Genomic DNA, 15,382 nt, shown 5'->3' with positions numbered 1-15,382 from the left:
TCGGGTCGAGAGGCGGTGCGCACCGGGTGTGGTCGGGCGGTGACGGCCATCCGGCGCAGAATCGCGCCGACACGTCACCCGAGCAGGGTCGACTTTTACTCTCCCGATCACCTGGTGGCCCCGTCAAACTCCGACGGTGTCGCGCTGCGCACACCGATCAGGCTGCGACCACCCGCGCTGCCAGGAACGTCTCCGCCGGCATCGGCCGACGTAGTCGCCAGGTGATGGCGATGGGCCGCTCGCCACGGTGTTCCACGTGGTCGCACAGTCCGAGCAGGAGGAACGGCACGCCGTCGCCGAGGTCGTCGCGGGGCGCCTCGCGCACGAACAGCGCGACGTGAGTGCCCTGCTCACGGTGGTTCACGTACCGCTGCCCCACCGCGGAGGCGAGCGTGGTGGCGTTCTGCGACTCCCAGTGGAACAGCTCGGGGCTCAGAGCGAAGTCTCGGTACATCGTCGTCGGCGAGAAGTCGCGTTCGGTCTTCCGCAGGTTGACCAGAAGTGCGTCGGTACGCATCTCCTCCGCCCACGCGACGCCGGAGGCATGGCCGTGTGCCTTCCGCGACATCGAGGCCCAGTCCAATGCGGCGAGGATCTCTTCACGCCGGTAGTGGGCGTGGCTGTAGAGCGGCGCGTCGTTCAGCGCGCCGCCGAGGGGTTCCGGAACGTGCCGGGAGGCGTCGACCGCGAGCGTCGCGAGCTCCCGGATCTCCGCGCACACCGCAGGATGGCGCCGCAGCGCGGCCAGTCCCGCCGCATAGGAGGCGTGTCCGCCCCTGTCGGGCCAGAGCAGGAAGAACAGCATGCGGGCGAAGCAACGCTCACGGGCGGTCAGCGCCTCGTAGGACGGACCCGCGGGGTCGGCGAGCCGCACGTACGCCTCCGCGCGCTCAGAGTCGTCCACCCGGACGAAGGCCGACATCCGGCTCAGAAGCCACTTCTCGTCCGGTCCCGCGGGCAAGGTCGGCAGGTCGGCGTCCCGGCGCAGTCCGGTCCACGACCGGCGTTGGGCGTAGACGTCGACGAGGTCGCGACCGGACTCACGCAGGTAGTCGGCGAGCTGCAGGTCGCCATGCGACCGGACGTCGGCGATCAGGGCACGAGCACCGGGCTTCAACTGCTGCCGCACGTTCTCCAGGACGATGGTCCGGGCGACGCGGTCGAGCACGAGCTGCGACCCTGAAGGCAGGAACGGGAAGCCGTGCTCCAGGTCGTCCATCAGGGCGCGCCGGCTTCCGCCGGTCAACGCCCGGTAGCGGACGTCGAACCGGAACTCGCGGCGGTGCTGACCGATGAAGTCCAGCGCGGTGAGCACGGCCTTGCCGGGTGCCCGTCGCAGGCCACGGCCGAGTTGCTGGAGGAAGATCGTCGCGCTCTGCGTGGGTCGCAGGAACAGAACGGTGTCGACCTGCGGCAGATCGAGGCCCTCGTTGAACAGGTCGGCCGCGAACAGGCAGTTGACCTCCAGTGCCCGCAGGCGCCTCAGTGCCTCAGCGCGATCGGCCGCGGGCGTACCTCCCGACACCGCAAGGCTCGGAATCCCGGCCCGGTCGAACACGTCGGCCATGTACTCCGCGTGCGCCACCGACACGCAGAACCCCAGCGCCCGCATCCGCCGGACGTCGGTGACCTTGTCGACCGTCTCGTGGATGACCTTGCGGGCCCGTGCGTCGTTGCCCGTGTAGATGTTGTCGAGCGCGCCGGTGTCGTAGCTTCCGCGCTTCCACTCGACACCGCTCAGGTCGACGTCGTCGTGAACGCCGAAGTAGTGGAAGGGCACCAGCAGGTCGGCGCTGAGTGCGTCCCACAGCCGCAGCTCGTACGCGCTGCGCCCGTCGAAGTGCTCCCGGACGTCGACGCCGTCGGTCCGCTCCGGCGTGGCGGTCAGACCAAGCAGTTCGCGGGGGGCCAGGTGGTCCAGCAGGCGGCGGTAGGTCGGGGCCTCGGCGTGGTGGAACTCGTCGATCACCACGACGTCGAAGTGGTCGCTCGGGATCTTCTCCACGCCGTAGGCTGCCAGCGACTGCACGCTGGCGAAGACGTGCTGCCAAAGCTCCGGACGGTTGCCGCCGACGAACTCCTCGCCGAACGTGCCGTCGCCCAGCACCTCGCGGTAGGTGCGCCGCGACTGCTCGAGGATCTCCTGGCGGTGCGCGACGAACAGCAGTCGATCGCGCGGCAGGGTCTTGCGCAGGCGCTCATGGTCCAGGGCGGCGACGACCGTCTTTCCAGTGCCGGTCGCCGCCACGACCAGATTGCGGTGGCGTCCGTGAACGGTGCGTTCCGACTCGAGGGCCTCGAGGATCTGGATCTGGTGCGGGTACGGGCGCACCTCCAAGCCTGACAGCTGCGGGGCCGCCGACCCGAACCGGTCGCGGCCGAGCGTCTCGCGCAGCCGTCGGACGTCTCCGATGTCGTCAGGGTCGTAGGGCACGAACGCCGGGTCCGCCCAGTAGCTGTCGAACGTCCCGGCGAACTTGCGCACCAGCTCCGGGGTGGCCACCGACGAGAGCCGCACGTTCCATTCCAGGCCGTCGACCAGCGCGGAACGGGAGAGATTGCTGCTCCCCACGAAGGCGGTGTCGAAGCCGGAGTTGCGCCGCACGAGCCACGCCTTGGCGTGCAGCCGGGTGGTCGCACTCTCGTAGCTGATCCGCACCTCGGCGCCGAACCGACGCGCCAGTTCATCGACCGCCCGCTGCTCGGTCGCGCCGACGTAGGTCGTCGTGATGACCCGGAACGGGACGCCACGCTCCTTCAACAACGACAGCGGCTCCTCCAGAACCCGGATGCCGGGCCACCGCACGAAGGCACACAGCAGGTCGACCTGGTCCGCCGAGGCGAGCTCAGCACGCAACTCGGCGCCGAGCGAGGGTTCCTCCGGAGCGTTCGTCAGCAGCGCGGCCGACGAGAGCGGCGTGATCGGTCGCTGAAGGCGATGTACACCCGGTGCAGCCTCCCGGGTGAGGACGACGAGCTGCTGGGCGGCGTCGGGCAGCAGCTCCCCGTGTGCGGACACCCGCTCGAGCAGGTCGTTGACCAGGGCGAGCCGACGACCCGGGTCGCGCTCTTCGGTCAGCGCCCGTGTGACGGCCTCGGCCACGTGCCGCCCGAGGACGTGTGGGACGTCGGCCGGATCCACCGGCTCGCACCGTGGCGTGAGGCCGGTGAGCTCGGCGAGGACTGCGTCGAGGCGCAGTGTCCGGAGGGTCTCGTAGACACCCTCGGGCAGCGGCTGGGTCACGCAGGGGCCTTCCGGTCGGAAATGGGGGCGCCACTGTGGCATGCGGCGCGGACGGTTCCCGACGAGAGGTCCCCCATGATCGACGTCCGGGCGCCGAAAGCTTCACCGCTGCAGCTCCAGCCGCCCAATCGCCGATCACAGGAAGGGCACAGCGCCACCACACGGCCGCGACAGACCGAGGGCCGAATCTTCGAGGAATGACCGCGCTGACCCTCACTCGCCAGGCCTCGACCGCTCCCCTCCCGCTGCCGGCGCGGGCACCGGTCGACGTTCGCACCCACGAGGCCGTGCTCGACGTCGTGATCCCCGTCTACAACGAGGAGACCCGGGAGCCCGGGTCGTCCGCGGACCCCAGCGGGAGTTCATCTCCTGCTGCTACAACCTCATCCTCCGCACGGTGCTGCAGGTGCGGTTCAGCGACGCGCAGTGCGGCTTCAAGGCCGTCCGCCGCGACGCCGCGGAGCAGCTCCTCCCGCTGGTCGAGGACACCGGCTGGTTCTTCGACACGGAGCTGCTGGTGCTGGCCGAGCGGGCGAGGCTACGGATCCACCGAGATCCCCGTCGACTGGGTGGACGACCCGGACAGCCGCGTCGACATCGTCGCCACCGCGGTCGCCGACCTCAAGGGTGTCGCCCGTGTGCTCGGCGGCCTGGCCAGCGGCCGCATCCCGGTCGACCGCATTCGCGCAGGCCTCGGCCGCGTCCCACTCGCCGCCTGAGCAGACTCAGGTCGGCACCATGTCAGACGGGGACGCCGTCGTCGTAGACCGACTCGCGCGAGACGTGGCTCAGCTCTTCGACCACCGCCAGGAGGTAGCGATCGAGCCGCTCCTGGACGCGCTCCAGCGAGTCGAGCTCGCAGGCGAGGTCCAGAGCGGAACCACCCCGACCGTCCAGGGCACCGCGCAGCGCCTGCTTGACCTCCATGATCCGTGTGCAACACGATCCGACGGCCTCGACGTGCGCGTCCAGCCGGCCTCGTTGATCCGGGCCGATCGACTCGGGCACGGCGGCGACAAGACCTTGCAGACGATGTGGGTTCACGAGACCTCCTGTGATCCACGTCATGTGACGGCTGGCACACGTCACGGTAGTAGCAGCCCGCGCACACGGCAAAGCCCAGCCGGTCAGCCCCACCAGAAACTCCACCGCGTGCTCCCGCGGAGCAGGTTGGCGTAGTCCCGGAGTGTGCCCGGGTTGCCCCGGTAGGTGTCGTCGCAGAACGCGTAGTGCTCGGCGGCGATCGGCAGGCACTCCGTCGGCTCCCACGGCGGCGCGGCCACCGAGAGTTCGAGGCTGGCATGCCCCAGACCGACCAGGGTCGCGCCGAACCTGTCCTCCCAGCTGCGCAGGACCGCGGACACCGCCACGACGTCGTGCGGTGAGCCGGCCATACCTGTCCACCCGACGGCCACCGGTACGTCCGCCGCTCGCGCCACGGGAACGAGGGCGAGCAGAGGATCACCCGCAAGCGGTGCCTCGTCGACCGCCACCTCGACGATCTCCGTCCGGCTCAGCAGCTGCAGGCCCGGCGCCGCCGCGGCCAACCCGGGGAACGACGAGCCGAACGGTGCCAGGCAGCTCGTGTGGAACACACAGCCACCCGGATACCCCTCGGCGAGCACCGCCGCGGCGTCGCGTCGATCCAGCTCGGTAAGCGCCGGCGCCGGATCCCAGCCCGATCGGAGCGAAACCAGCGCATGGCCCAGCAGGAGGACGGGACAACGCTTCGTCGACGGCGCCTCGAGCAGGAGGCGACGGTAGGACTCGAGGTGCGGAAGTGGTGCCCGGCTGACCTGCAGGATGCCGTGCGTGCGCATAGGAGGCAGGGGGTGGAGAGTTGTCATGGCGCATTGGACGGATTCCGGGCGGCCGTGGTTCCGGTCCGCCACAGGCGTTTGCGATCGCAAAGGCAACGAAGCGCGGCACCATTGCTCAGTCCCACCAGAAGCTCCACTGTCGCGCCCCGCGGAGCCTCCGCGCGTACTGACTTAGAGTCACCGACCCGGAGACACAGGAGTTCCTCGAACAGATGTGCCGATGAGCCCTTCCGGTCGTGCGAACCGGACTACTCGACGGGCGTCGCGCCAACGTCGTGGGAACGGCCTCCAGCGTTTCCGCATGTCACTGAAATTGGTGAACCTACGACCAAACCCGTGATGACAGTGCGTCGAACGCCGACGTACCCAGCGTTAGCACGCTGCATCTGGGGGAAGCATGAGCGCTCTGTTGCCGTCGCAGGACCGCCGTCCGACCGAGGCGCCCGTCCTCGTGATCCCGGCGCAGCGCAGCGCACCCCCACCGCAGACGCCCGCACCTGCGGTGATGCCCCGCCCGCGGCCGGCGGCCGTGTGGGGCGTCGTCGCCGGTATGGCGGCCGGAGCCGCCGTGACCCTGACCGCCGCAGCGATCGCCACTGCGCCGGCGGTCGTCCCCGCCCCGACGGTCACCGCGCGACACACGCCCGAGCCGCGCGTCGCCCTCGGCGGCACCGTGTCCGTTCCCGGCCGCGTGCTCACCGCCTTCGGCGACGGGAGCTGGCAGGTCGGGGTGGACGTCGCTCCCGGCACGTACACGACGGTCGGCGGCCTGGAGTGCCGGCACGCCCTCCGCGAAGCCGTGACCGGCGGCGACATCGCGGAGAGCGCGGTCGAGCCGGACCCGGCCACCGTCGTGCTGACCGACGACAGCGGCTACTTCGAGACGTCGGGCTGCGCCACCTGGAGGCGGACGTCCTGAACGGCCGTGGCACAGAACGAGTCGACACCTACAGGTTGAGGCCGCACGACCACCGACAGTTGCGGGAGGATGCGGCCGTGGACGACATCGAGACGTGGACGGCCGACGAGTGTGCCGCGGCTTGGGGGGTGAAGACGTTGACCTTCATGGGTTACGTCTCGCGCGACCAGGCCCCGGCGCCACTGACCGAGCGGGACCGCCACGGACGGCGTCTCTGGAGCGCGGACGAGGTGCGCCGGTTCCCGCGCCCCGGCCCCGGGCGGTCCAGGGCCGGGGCAGGTCCGGACGCCGAGGTTCTGCTCGCGCAGATGCGCGAGGTCGCCGAGCAGATGGAGGAGCTGCGGCTACGCCAGCGGGAGCTGCTGGCCACGGGCGCGGACCGGGAGCTGGAGATCGCAGCGATGGCGAAGGCGCTCGGGATCTCCCGGCAGACCGCGTACAGCTGGCTGCGGGTGCCGGAGTCGACCGGAGCGGCCGACCGGGAGTCCACGCGTCCCTGAAGACCGTCAGCGTGCGGGCGACCGGCGGGCGAGGGCGAGGTTGGTCGCGAACGTGCCGGCCGGGTCGTGGCGGACCACGATCTCCTCGAGCCGCTCGCGGTCGGGACCGTTCCACGGGTCGCCGTCAGCAGGGAAGTTGACCAGCGCACCCGAGGTCCACGGCTCGACGGCCGCAGCAAGGCCCTTCAGCGCGCCCGGCACGCCACCGGCCGACGGGCCGGCCAGCACTCCGATCGCGACCAGCGAGAACGCGGCGTCGCGGCCGACGACGGCGTTCGGCACCTGCGGCGCGCGGGCGATCGCCCCACCGAGCAGCCGCAGCTCGACGATCGCGAGCGGCGAACCGGCCTCGGGGCCGGACACCCCGAGCAGCGCATCCACCGCCTCGGCGGGGAGCGACGCCAGCGTGGCGCCGCGGTCCGCGAACGGGAGCGGCTGCGGCGGGTCCATGTGCACCGCGTCGATCGCGGCGTAGGGCATCTCGCCGACGGCGTCGAGCAGCGGCTCGGCGACCGCACGCATCGGGGCCAGCAGCACCTCGCCCTCGGCCGCCGTGCCGAGGTGGGTGAACCGCACGTGCACGGCGTACCGCCCGCGCAGCGGCTCGGGCAGCGCCGGGTCCGGCGGCAGCTGGAGCAGCGCGACCGAGGTGGATGCGTCGTCCGGCAGGGTCGGGGCCCAGGTCCGCCAGGCGTGCAGCACCTCCCGCGCGGCCGCCGCCGGCAAGAAGATCCCGCCGCCGTAGAAGCGGGCGACCGGCATCAGGTCGAACTCCATCTCGGTGACGATCCCGAGGTTGCCCTTGCCGCCGCGCACCGCCCAGAACAGGTCGGCGTTCCGCTCGGGGTCGACCTCGCGGACCTGCCCGTCCGCGGTGACGATCTCCAGGCGCCGGACGTGGTCGGCGGCGAACCCGAAGCGGCGGCTCAGCGGGCCGAGGCCGCCACCGGTGGTGTAGCCGACCACGCCCACGGTCGACGACGAGCCGTTCAGCGGGGCGAGCCCGTGCGGGGCGGCGGCGTCGATCACGGCGCGCCAGCGTGCACCGGCACCGACGCGCGCGGTCCGCGCGTCGGGGTCGACGTTCACCGTGTCCATCCGGCGGGTCGAGATCAGCACGGTGTCGCCGAGGTCGGCGTACAGGCCGTGCCCGGTGGCCTGGACCGCGACCTTGCGGTCGTTCACGACGGCCCAGCGGACGGCCTCGGCGACGTCGTCGGCGCTGGTCGCACCCACGACGACGGCCGGTGCGGTGACGGCGGCGAGGTTGTAGCCGGTGACCTCCTCGGCGAAGCCGGGATCGCCCGGCACGAGGACCGGGCCGGCCACGGCCGCTGCGAGAGCGGTGGTGTCGGGGAGGGAGGAGGCGGTGCTCACGGACGTGTTTCTCCTGTCGGGAAGGGGTTCAGCGGCCGGCCTGGACGGTGATCTCCACGTTCATGCCGGGGATCGCGAGGCGGGTGACGCCGACGAGAGTCGCCGGCGGCGTGGCCCCGGCCAGCGTGAGGCGCTCGACGATCGCGCCGTAGCCGGCGAGGGCGGCGTCGACGTCGGTCGTGTGGACGGTCATCGACAGCACGTCGCGCAGGTCCATGCCGCCCAGGGCGAGCAGGGCCTCGACGTTCGCCATTGCCAGCGCGAGCTGTGCGGTGACGTCGCCCTCGTGCAGCAGGGCACCGGACTCGTCCACCGGACCCTGGCCGGCCAGGGTGAGCAGCCGCTCGGGGGCGCTGCGCAGCTGGGCCTGGTCGAACCCGAGCGGGACGTTCCAGCTGGTCGGGTTGATGCGGACCGGGGTGTGGGTCGCCGTCGTCATGGGCACAACCCTGGTGCCGGTCGGCCGGGCAGCCCATCCCACCGAGCTGGGGAACCGCACCCCCAGAAACCTGGGATGGTCATCCCGCACGCGCGTCACGCAGACTGGATGCCATGCCTCTGATGCCGGCCGAGCGCGCCCGGAGCCGGGTGGAGAGCCTCGCCGTCGCCGGCCTGGACGTCCCGACGTTCTCCCTCGCCGCGACCGAGGTCCTGCGCTCCGCGCTCCCGTTCACCGCGGCCTGCATGGCGCCGGTCGACCCGGCCACCGAGATCCTCACAGGCACGGTCAAGTGGGGCGGCCTGACCGACAACGAGGACGAGATCTGGGCGTACCACGAGTACGAACGAGAAGACCTCTACGACTTCCGCGACGTCCTGCAGCGCCCGGGCGCGGTCCTGGCCGTCCGGCACGAGACCGGCGACGACCCCCGCCGCTCGCCGCGCTTCGCGGAGTTCTACGAGCCGACCTACGGCTTCGCGGACGAGCTGCGCGCCGGATGCCGGACGGACGGCGTCACCTGGGGCTTCTTCGCGCTGTTCCGCGACGGCGGTGGCGCCTTCACCCCTGCTGAGCAGGCGTTCGCCAGCAGCGTCGCACCGGCCTTCGCCCTCGGCTTCCGCACGGGCATCCTCGCCGGCGCCGCGGAGGCGACGCTGACCGCCGTCGAGGGGCCCGGCGTGATCGTGGTCGCCGCGTCGGGCGACGTCGTGCAGGCGAACCCGGCCGCGCACGCCCGCGTCGCGGACCTGCCCGACGGCGGCGACCTCGACATCGGCCCGCTGCCGTTCTCCCTGCGCACCCTCGTGGGGTCCGCCCGCATGCTCGCGCAGGGCCGCACACCGCGGATCCCGCGGGCGCGGCTGCGCACCCGCAGCGGGCAGTGGGTCGTCGCGCACGCGTCGCCGCTGCTGTCGCGGGACGGGACGGGCACGGACGTGGTCGTCACGATCGAGGAGGCCCGGCCGCCGGAGATCGTGCCGCTGGTCGTGGCGGCGTTCGGGCTGACTTCGCGGGAGCAGGACGTCGTCGCGCTCGTGCTGCGCGGCGTCGACACCGCCGAGATCGCCCGCACCCTGCACCTGTCGGCCTACACCGTGCAGGACCACCTGAAGTCGATCTTCGCGAAGGTCGGGGTGCGCAGCAGGCGTGAGCTGACGGCGAAGGTGTTCTTCGACCAGTACGCTGCGCGACTGGCCGCGCAGGAGTCGGTCGGGCCGTCGGGCTGGTTCACGCCGTCGGCCTAGTTCTTCCGAACGCCCACGGGCGCGGGTCTCGCTGTGCCACCGTCGTCGAGTGCAGGTGACGGTCGAGCCCGAGGCGCTGGCGGAGTGGTCCGCCCACGCGCGGCGCACCGGCACACAGCTGCACGCCCGGCTCGCCGCGCTCGATCGCGACCTCGCGCCGCTCGCCCGCAACTGGCACGGCGCCGCGGCCGGCGGGTTCGTCGACCGGCACCGGCAGTGGCGGCACGCCGCGGCGGGCCTGTTCCGCACCCTCGATCGACTCGCCGCGCTGGTGGAGGCCGCCAGGACCAACTACCTCGCCGCTGAGACGGCGAACCACCGGACGTGGCAGCCGTCGTCCGTCGTCGTCGTGCACGCGATGGCGGCCGGGCGCGGCCGCATCCGGGCCGATGTGCAGGACATCCGGGCGTCGGTCCGGGCCGTGCTCCTCGCCTCGGACGACCTGGTCGCCGCGTGGACCGCACTGGCGGCGCGGCTCACCGGCTCCGCGGCGATGGCGGGAGGCGACGACGCCGGCGCGATGTTCGGCGCCGACTACGACGTGATGGCCGCGGCCGCGTGGCAGGGCTGGCGCAGCTGCCAGCTCATGATCGACGGGATCGCCGGCGGCCTCGCCCTGACCGGGAACAACCTGGCCGACGCCGAGCGGAAGTCGACTGCCGGACCGACGGCACCGTTCCTCCCGATCGCCGCGCGCGGGGCATCGGTCCCGGGTCCCGGCCCACCTCCGGCGGCGGGCGGCGCCCCTGCCCAACAGCTCGAGGTGTTCTGGCCGACCGCCGATCCCGATCGGCTGAGGAGCGCCGCCGACGCCTGGCGGGCCTCCCCGGCGGCCGTGCACCGATCCGCCGACGCCGTGTTCGCCGCGGTCGACAGGCTGACGGCGGCGAACACCGATGCGACGCTCGCGGAGGTGCGCCGGTTCACGAGGGCAGCGCTGTCCACCGACCCGACGTCGGGGCTCGCCGGAGTCCTCGCGGGGACGGGCGGGCGGATCGCGTCGGCGTGCTCCGGGCTCGCCGACCTCACCGAGCGCACGCGGGGACGCATCCGCGACACCGTCGTCCACTACGCGTCGGGCGACGAGTGGTACCACCCGGTGGCCGACGTGCTCGACGTGTTCGTGCGGTTCAAGCCGGGCCGGTTCCTGGCGACCGCGGAGGACGCCTACCTGCTGCAGCTGGCCCTGTCCTCCATCCGCGACGACCATCTCCGTGCGGTCGCCTCGCTGCGCGGCGAGCTGCACCCGGCGGGGGCGGACCGGCTGGCGCGGCTCGCCACGGCGATGGCGCCGCCGACCCCGGTGCCGGCGGACACCTGCATGCTGGCGTCGCCGGACGGCGGGGCGGGTGAAGCGGTGCCCGGAGCTCAGCGACAGACGCTGGTCGACGAGGTCGTCGCGGCCGGGCACAAGATCACCCCGACGGACGTCGTGCAGATCGCGCGGGCGCCGGACGGGCGGGTCGTGTGGCTGGAACGGGGCGACGACCGGTCCGGGCTGAGCCACATCCTGCGGGCCGGGCGGATCGGCGACTTCGCCCGGCGCGGGGTGGCGTACGCCGACATCCCCGGGCTGGCGCTCCGGGCCGTCACGCAGGGCCGGTCGCTCGGACAGGTGCGCGACGGCGGCGTCGCGTACGACGTCGACCTCGGTGGCGGCCGCCACACACCGGTCGTCGTAGTGGTCGCCTCCAACGGCTACATCGTGACGGCGCGCCCGCTGAGCGTCGACGAGATGGACCTCCTGCAGCAGGGAGGTCACCGATGACGGTCACGATCCGCCTCGAAGCCGACTGGGGGCTCCTTCCCTACTTCGTCGACGAGGGCGACGACAGGTTCGAGGCCCGCACCGACGCGGGCTTCGCGCGGCGGTTCGCCCTGCCGGACCACGTCATGTCCGCCATCGAGGACTGGAACCAGCTCTACCAGCGCATCCTCGACTGGGACGACCCCCGGAGCTCGGCCTTCGCCGGCCCCGAGGAGGAGCAGCACTTCTACGAGCAGGGCCGGGTCGTGTGCCGCCTCCTGCGCCGGCACGTGCCTACGGAGGTGCGGATCATGTACGTGGGCGACGGCAACATCCCGGCCGAGTACTACTGATTGCCCAACTTCTCCGGTGTGCGGGCCGTGTGGGCCACACTGCTCCCGATGGACGGTGTCCTCTGTCCGGTGGTCGTCGGCCGGTCTGAAGAGCTGGCAGCCCTCGCCGGGCTCGTCGCGGACGCAGCCGACGGTCGAGGCGGGCTCGCCGCTCTGGTGGGCGAGGCCGGCGTCGGCAAGTCGCGGCTGGCCAGGGAGGCAGCAGCGCTCGCCGCCGATCGCGGCCTTCTCGTGCTGTTCGGCCGTGCCGTCCCGGCCGGGTCCCCGCTCCCGTTCCGTCCGCTGAGCGAGGCCCTGCTCGTGGCGAGCCGAGGGAAGGAGCCTCCCGACGCACCCGAGCTGGCCGGCTTCGGCCCCCAGCTCGCCCGGCTCGTGCCGGACTGGGGGACGCGCAACGCGACCGACGGCGCCGACGACTCCCCCGTGCTCGTCGGCGAAGCGGTGGTCCGGCTCCTCCGGGTGCTCGGCGGTACCACCGGGTGCCTGCTCGTGCTGGAGGATCTGCACTGGGCGGACCCGGAGACGCTGGCGGTGGTCGACTACCTCGCCGACACCCTCGCCGCCGAGCGGGTGCTGTGCCTGACCACCACCCGGTCCGTCCGGCCCTCGCGCATCGCGGACCTGCTCGACGGGCTGCGAAGCCGGCGGATCGGCACGGTCCTGCCCCTCACCCCCTTGGCGGACGCCGAGTGCGCGGACATGGTGCACGCCTGCCTGTCGGATGCCGAGGTCGACCGTGCCGTGCCGGCCTTCGTCGCCGAGCACAGCGACGGGTTGCCGTTCCTGATCGAGGAGCTCCTGGCCGGGCTCGTGACGTCGGGTGCCCTGGTCCGGGAGGACGGCCGGTGGCGGGCCGAGCAGGCGCCCACCCCGTCGGTTCCCGCCAGCTTCGCCGGATCCCTGCGCACCCGGCTGCAGGTGCTCGACGCGGACGCCCGGCAGGTGCTCGCCGCCGCGGCCGTGCTGGGCCGGCGCTTCGACTGGGATCTGCTCCCCGGCGTGGCCGCCGTCGACGGCGCGACGGCCGTCGCGTCTCTACGTCGGGCGGTCGACGCCCAGCTCGTCACCGTCGACGGGCAGCGGTTCCGGTTCCGCCACGCACTGACACGGGAAGCCGTGCTCGCCGAGCTGTTGCCACCCGAGCGCGCCGAGCTGTCGGCACGGGCACTCGTCGTGGTGCAGCGGGCGCACCCGGGTCTGCCCGGCCCGTGGTGCGAGCTGGCGGCCGAACTCGCCGAGGGCGCCGGGGACCGTGACTCGGCCGCGTCGCTCACGACCGAGAGCGCCCGGCGCGCCCTGATCCGTGGAGCGTTGGCCAGCGCCGAGCTGACGGCCGAACGCGCGCGTTCCCTGGCTGCGCCCGGCTCCATGGGTGCCGCGGAAGCCGAGGAGGTCCTGGTGGCCGTCCTCGCCGCCGCCGGCAAGCCCGGTCCGGCCCGCATGCTCGGGCACGGGTTGCTGAACCGGCTCGACGAGCTGGGAGCACCGCCCGCGCGGCGCGTCGAGCTCCTGCTCGTCCTCGTCCGGGCCGCCCTCGCCGCGGGCGACGCCGAGGCCGCGGCAGCCGACGTCGAGCAGGCACGAGCCGCAGGCGATCCCGGTGACGCTGCCGGCTCGTCCCTGGACGCCGTCGACGCGCACGTCGCGCTGGCCCGGGGCCGGCTCGTCGACGCCCGACGGCTCGCAACGGCGGCGATCAGCCGTGCAGCCGCCGCGGGGCGACCCGCCGTCGAGTGCGAGGCGCTCGAAGTGCTCGGCCGCCTCACGCAGACGGTGCCCGACGCCGCTGCACTGTTCCGGCAGGCCGCCGACCTCGCCGGGCGACACGGGCTCACCACCTGGCGGCTGCGCGCCCTGCAGGAGCTGGCGCTCGTCGAGGCGCGGACACCCGGTGAAGATCGGGTGCTCGAGGTCCGTCGGGTCGCCGCGGACGCCGGTGCACATCTCACGGTCGCCCAGATGGACCTCGTCCTCGCTGACATCGCGCTGGGCGTGCTCGACCACGACGGCTGCCTGGAGGCGGCACAGCGTTGCGTCGACGCCAGCCGCCGCTACGGGCTCGCCAGCCTGCCCGTGGCGCTGCTCTGGCTTGCGGGAGCGCATGCGCTCGGGGGTCGCGAGGCCGCGATGGAGGCCGTCCTGGCCGAGGCGGCTGCCGCGGCGCCGGGCGACCCCCGGGTCGAGGCCGACGCGTGGGGCCGCGTCCGCGCGACGTACCACGCGCTCCGCGAGGACCGGTCCGCTTTCTGTCACGCCCTCGACCGGTCGATGGAGTTCACCCGCGTGGCGCCGGACGCGGAGTCGGTCTATCCGGGACAGATGCTGTGGGCTCTGGTGCGCGCGCTGTCCGACGACGACCTCGGACTGCACGCCCGCGCCGAGGTGGCGGGGTCGCGGTTCGTCCGGGCGGGCTTCGGTGAACCGATGCTCGCTCTCATCGACGCCGTGGCACTCGGTCGCCGCGGGCGCGGAGACGAGGCTGCCGCAGCGGTGGAGGCCACCTTCACCGCGGTCGGGCGCCGCGAATGGTCGTGGTACGCCCTGCGTCTGACCGCCGAGGCCGCCGTCCGCGACGGCTGGGGTGAACCCGCCGGCTGGCTCCGCGAGGCGGAGGCGTTCTTCGCCGAGCGCGGCTACGACCGCGTCGCCCGCAGATGCCGGGCGCTCCTGGTCGAGGCCGGCGCTCCGGCGATCCGTCGCGGGCGCGGGCAGTCGAGCGTCCCGCCGGGCCTGCGCCGGCTCGGGATCACCAGCCGGGAGCTCGACGTACTCGCACTGGTCGCGGACGACCTGCCCACCCGGGAGATCGCCGCCCGGCTGTTCCTCTCGCCGCGGACCGTCGAGCACCACGTCGCCAGCCTGCTCGCCCGCACCGGCTCCCCGTCGCGCACCGAGCTGGCCGCATTCGGCCGCGCAAACCGGGTAGCGGCCGCTCCCTAACCGGGTAGGACGACGCCCACGACCGGAGGCGCGCTCCCCACCAGGATCGTCGCCATGGAGACCACCGTGCACGAGATCGCCGACGGCTTCTACCGGCTCTCGACCTACCTGCCCGACATCACGCCTGCCGGCTTCACCATGAACCAGTTCCTCGTCGACGCCGAGGAGCCGCTGCTCTTCCACTGCGGCCCGCGCGCGCTGTTCCCGCTCGTGTCGGAGGCCGTGTCGCGGGTGATGCCGGTCGAGCAGCTGCGCTGGATCACCTTCGGCCACGTCGAGGCGGACGAGTGCGGGTCGATGAACCAGTGGCTGGCCGCCGCGCCGGCCGCTCAGGTGGCGCACGGCGAGCTGGGCTGCATGATCTCGATCGCCGACATGGCCGACCGACCACCGCGGCCGCTGGCCGAGGGCGAGGTGCTCGACATCGGCGGGCACCGGCTGCGCCAGATCTCCACCCCGCACGTGCCGCACGCCTGGGAGGCGCAGGTCCTGTTCGACGAGTCGACCGGGACGCTGCTGTGCGGCGACCTGTTCACCCGGGTCGGGAACGACGCCGCGCTGGTGCACGACACGGACATGGTCACCCCGGCGCTCGCGGCCGAGGACATGTTCCACGACACGTGCCTGACGCCGTCGACGGCGCCGACGATGCGCACGCTGGCCGATCTCGCCCCCCGGACCCTCGCACTCATGCACGGCCCGTCCTTCACCGGCGACTGCGCCGCCGCGTTGCGCGACCTCGCCGACGGCTACGCGCAGCGACTGACTCTGGCCAGTGCAGCGGCCGAGGTGTGAG

Annotated in this window: 13 protein-coding genes and 1 pseudogene; 8 read left to right on the top strand and 6 right to left on the bottom strand. The window is 73.0% G+C overall.

Annotated features, from left to right (window positions below; all coding sequences use genetic code 11):
* Window positions 1-157: 157 nt before the first annotated feature.
* Window positions 158-3,244, bottom strand: coding sequence for a DUF3427 domain-containing protein (locus RM445_RS09935; protein WP_311555871.1), 3,087 nt, complete (start codon window positions 3,242-3,244; stop codon window positions 158-160).
* Window positions 3,245-3,572: 328 nt separating this feature from the next.
* Here RM445_RS09935 and RM445_RS09930 point away from each other — a divergent pair.
* Window positions 3,573-3,954 (top strand): annotated as a pseudogene (locus RM445_RS09930) (glycosyltransferase family 2 protein); the annotation flags it as partial.
* 31 nt (window positions 3,955-3,985) lie between these two features.
* Here the strand turns inward: RM445_RS09930 and RM445_RS09925 are convergent.
* From RM445_RS09925 to RM445_RS32350, 3 genes are all read right to left on the bottom strand, one after another.
* Window positions 3,986-4,288 carry a hypothetical protein gene (locus RM445_RS09925; protein ID WP_311555870.1) on the bottom strand — a complete coding sequence of 101 codons (303 nt, stop codon included), beginning with the start codon at window positions 4,286-4,288 and terminating at the stop codon, window positions 3,986-3,988.
* Window positions 4,289-4,371: 83 nt separating this feature from the next.
* The gene (locus RM445_RS09920; RefSeq protein WP_311555869.1) at window positions 4,372-5,064 is read right to left on the bottom strand and encodes a DUF4253 domain-containing protein; all 693 of its coding nucleotides are present in this window, start codon (window positions 5,062-5,064) and stop codon (window positions 4,372-4,374) included.
* 115 nt (window positions 5,065-5,179) lie between these two features.
* A complete protein-coding gene (locus RM445_RS32350; RefSeq protein WP_397469267.1) occupies window positions 5,180-5,335 on the bottom strand; it encodes a DUF4253 domain-containing protein in 156 nt (51 codons plus the stop codon).
* 126 nt (window positions 5,336-5,461) lie between these two features.
* Here RM445_RS32350 and RM445_RS09915 point away from each other — a divergent pair, with 126 nt between their 5' ends.
* Entirely contained in the window at window positions 5,462-5,983 is a 522-nt protein-coding gene (locus RM445_RS09915; RefSeq protein WP_311555868.1) for a hypothetical protein, read from the top strand.
* A gap of 77 nt (window positions 5,984-6,060) precedes the next feature.
* Entirely contained in the window at window positions 6,061-6,483 is a 423-nt protein-coding gene (locus RM445_RS09910; protein ID WP_311555867.1) for a hypothetical protein, read from the top strand.
* A gap of 6 nt (window positions 6,484-6,489) precedes the next feature.
* On the opposite strand, the gene RM445_RS09905 is transcribed toward RM445_RS09910, so the two are convergent.
* Complete coding sequence (locus tag RM445_RS09905; protein ID WP_311555866.1) at window positions 6,490-7,860, bottom strand: FAD-binding oxidoreductase; 1,371 nt, start codon at window positions 7,858-7,860, stop codon at window positions 6,490-6,492.
* Between the two features lie 28 nt (window positions 7,861-7,888).
* Complete coding sequence (locus RM445_RS09900; RefSeq protein ID WP_311555865.1) at window positions 7,889-8,299, bottom strand: RidA family protein; 411 nt, start codon at window positions 8,297-8,299, stop codon at window positions 7,889-7,891.
* 113 nt (window positions 8,300-8,412) lie between these two features.
* Here RM445_RS09900 and RM445_RS09895 point away from each other — a divergent pair, with 113 nt between their 5' ends.
* The 5 genes from RM445_RS09895 to RM445_RS09875 are packed head-to-tail and all read left to right on the top strand — an operon-like array spanning window position 8,413 to window position 15,381.
* A complete protein-coding gene (locus tag RM445_RS09895) occupies window positions 8,413-9,546 on the top strand; it encodes a response regulator transcription factor (protein ID WP_311555864.1) in 1,134 nt (377 codons plus the stop codon).
* A 49-nt stretch (window positions 9,547-9,595) separates the two neighbouring features.
* The gene (locus RM445_RS09890; protein WP_311555863.1) at window positions 9,596-11,314 is read left to right on the top strand and encodes a WXG100 family type VII secretion target; all 1,719 of its coding nucleotides are present in this window, start codon (window positions 9,596-9,598) and stop codon (window positions 11,312-11,314) included.
* Window positions 11,311-11,646, top strand: coding sequence for a hypothetical protein (locus RM445_RS09885; RefSeq protein ID WP_311555862.1), 336 nt, complete (start codon window positions 11,311-11,313; stop codon window positions 11,644-11,646). Before RM445_RS09890 ends, RM445_RS09885 begins: the two co-directional genes overlap by 4 nt.
* Before the next feature lie 48 nt (window positions 11,647-11,694).
* Window positions 11,695-14,586, top strand: a complete 2,892-nt coding sequence (locus RM445_RS09880) for an ATP-binding protein (RefSeq protein WP_311555861.1) — start codon at window positions 11,695-11,697, stop codon at window positions 14,584-14,586.
* A 54-nt stretch (window positions 14,587-14,640) separates the two neighbouring features.
* Window positions 14,641-15,381 (top strand): oxygen-binding di-iron domain-containing protein, encoded by a 741-nt coding sequence (locus tag RM445_RS09875; RefSeq protein ID WP_311555860.1) that lies wholly within the window; start codon window positions 14,641-14,643, stop codon window positions 15,379-15,381.
* Window position 15,382 lies beyond the last annotated feature (1 nt).

Source organism: Pseudonocardia charpentierae (assembly GCF_031845345.1).
Taxonomy (GTDB): Bacteria; Actinomycetota; Actinomycetes; order Mycobacteriales; family Pseudonocardiaceae; genus Pseudonocardia; species Pseudonocardia charpentierae.
The sequence above is the reverse complement of the archived record's forward strand: the minus strand, read 5'-3'. Positions and strand labels throughout refer to the sequence as shown.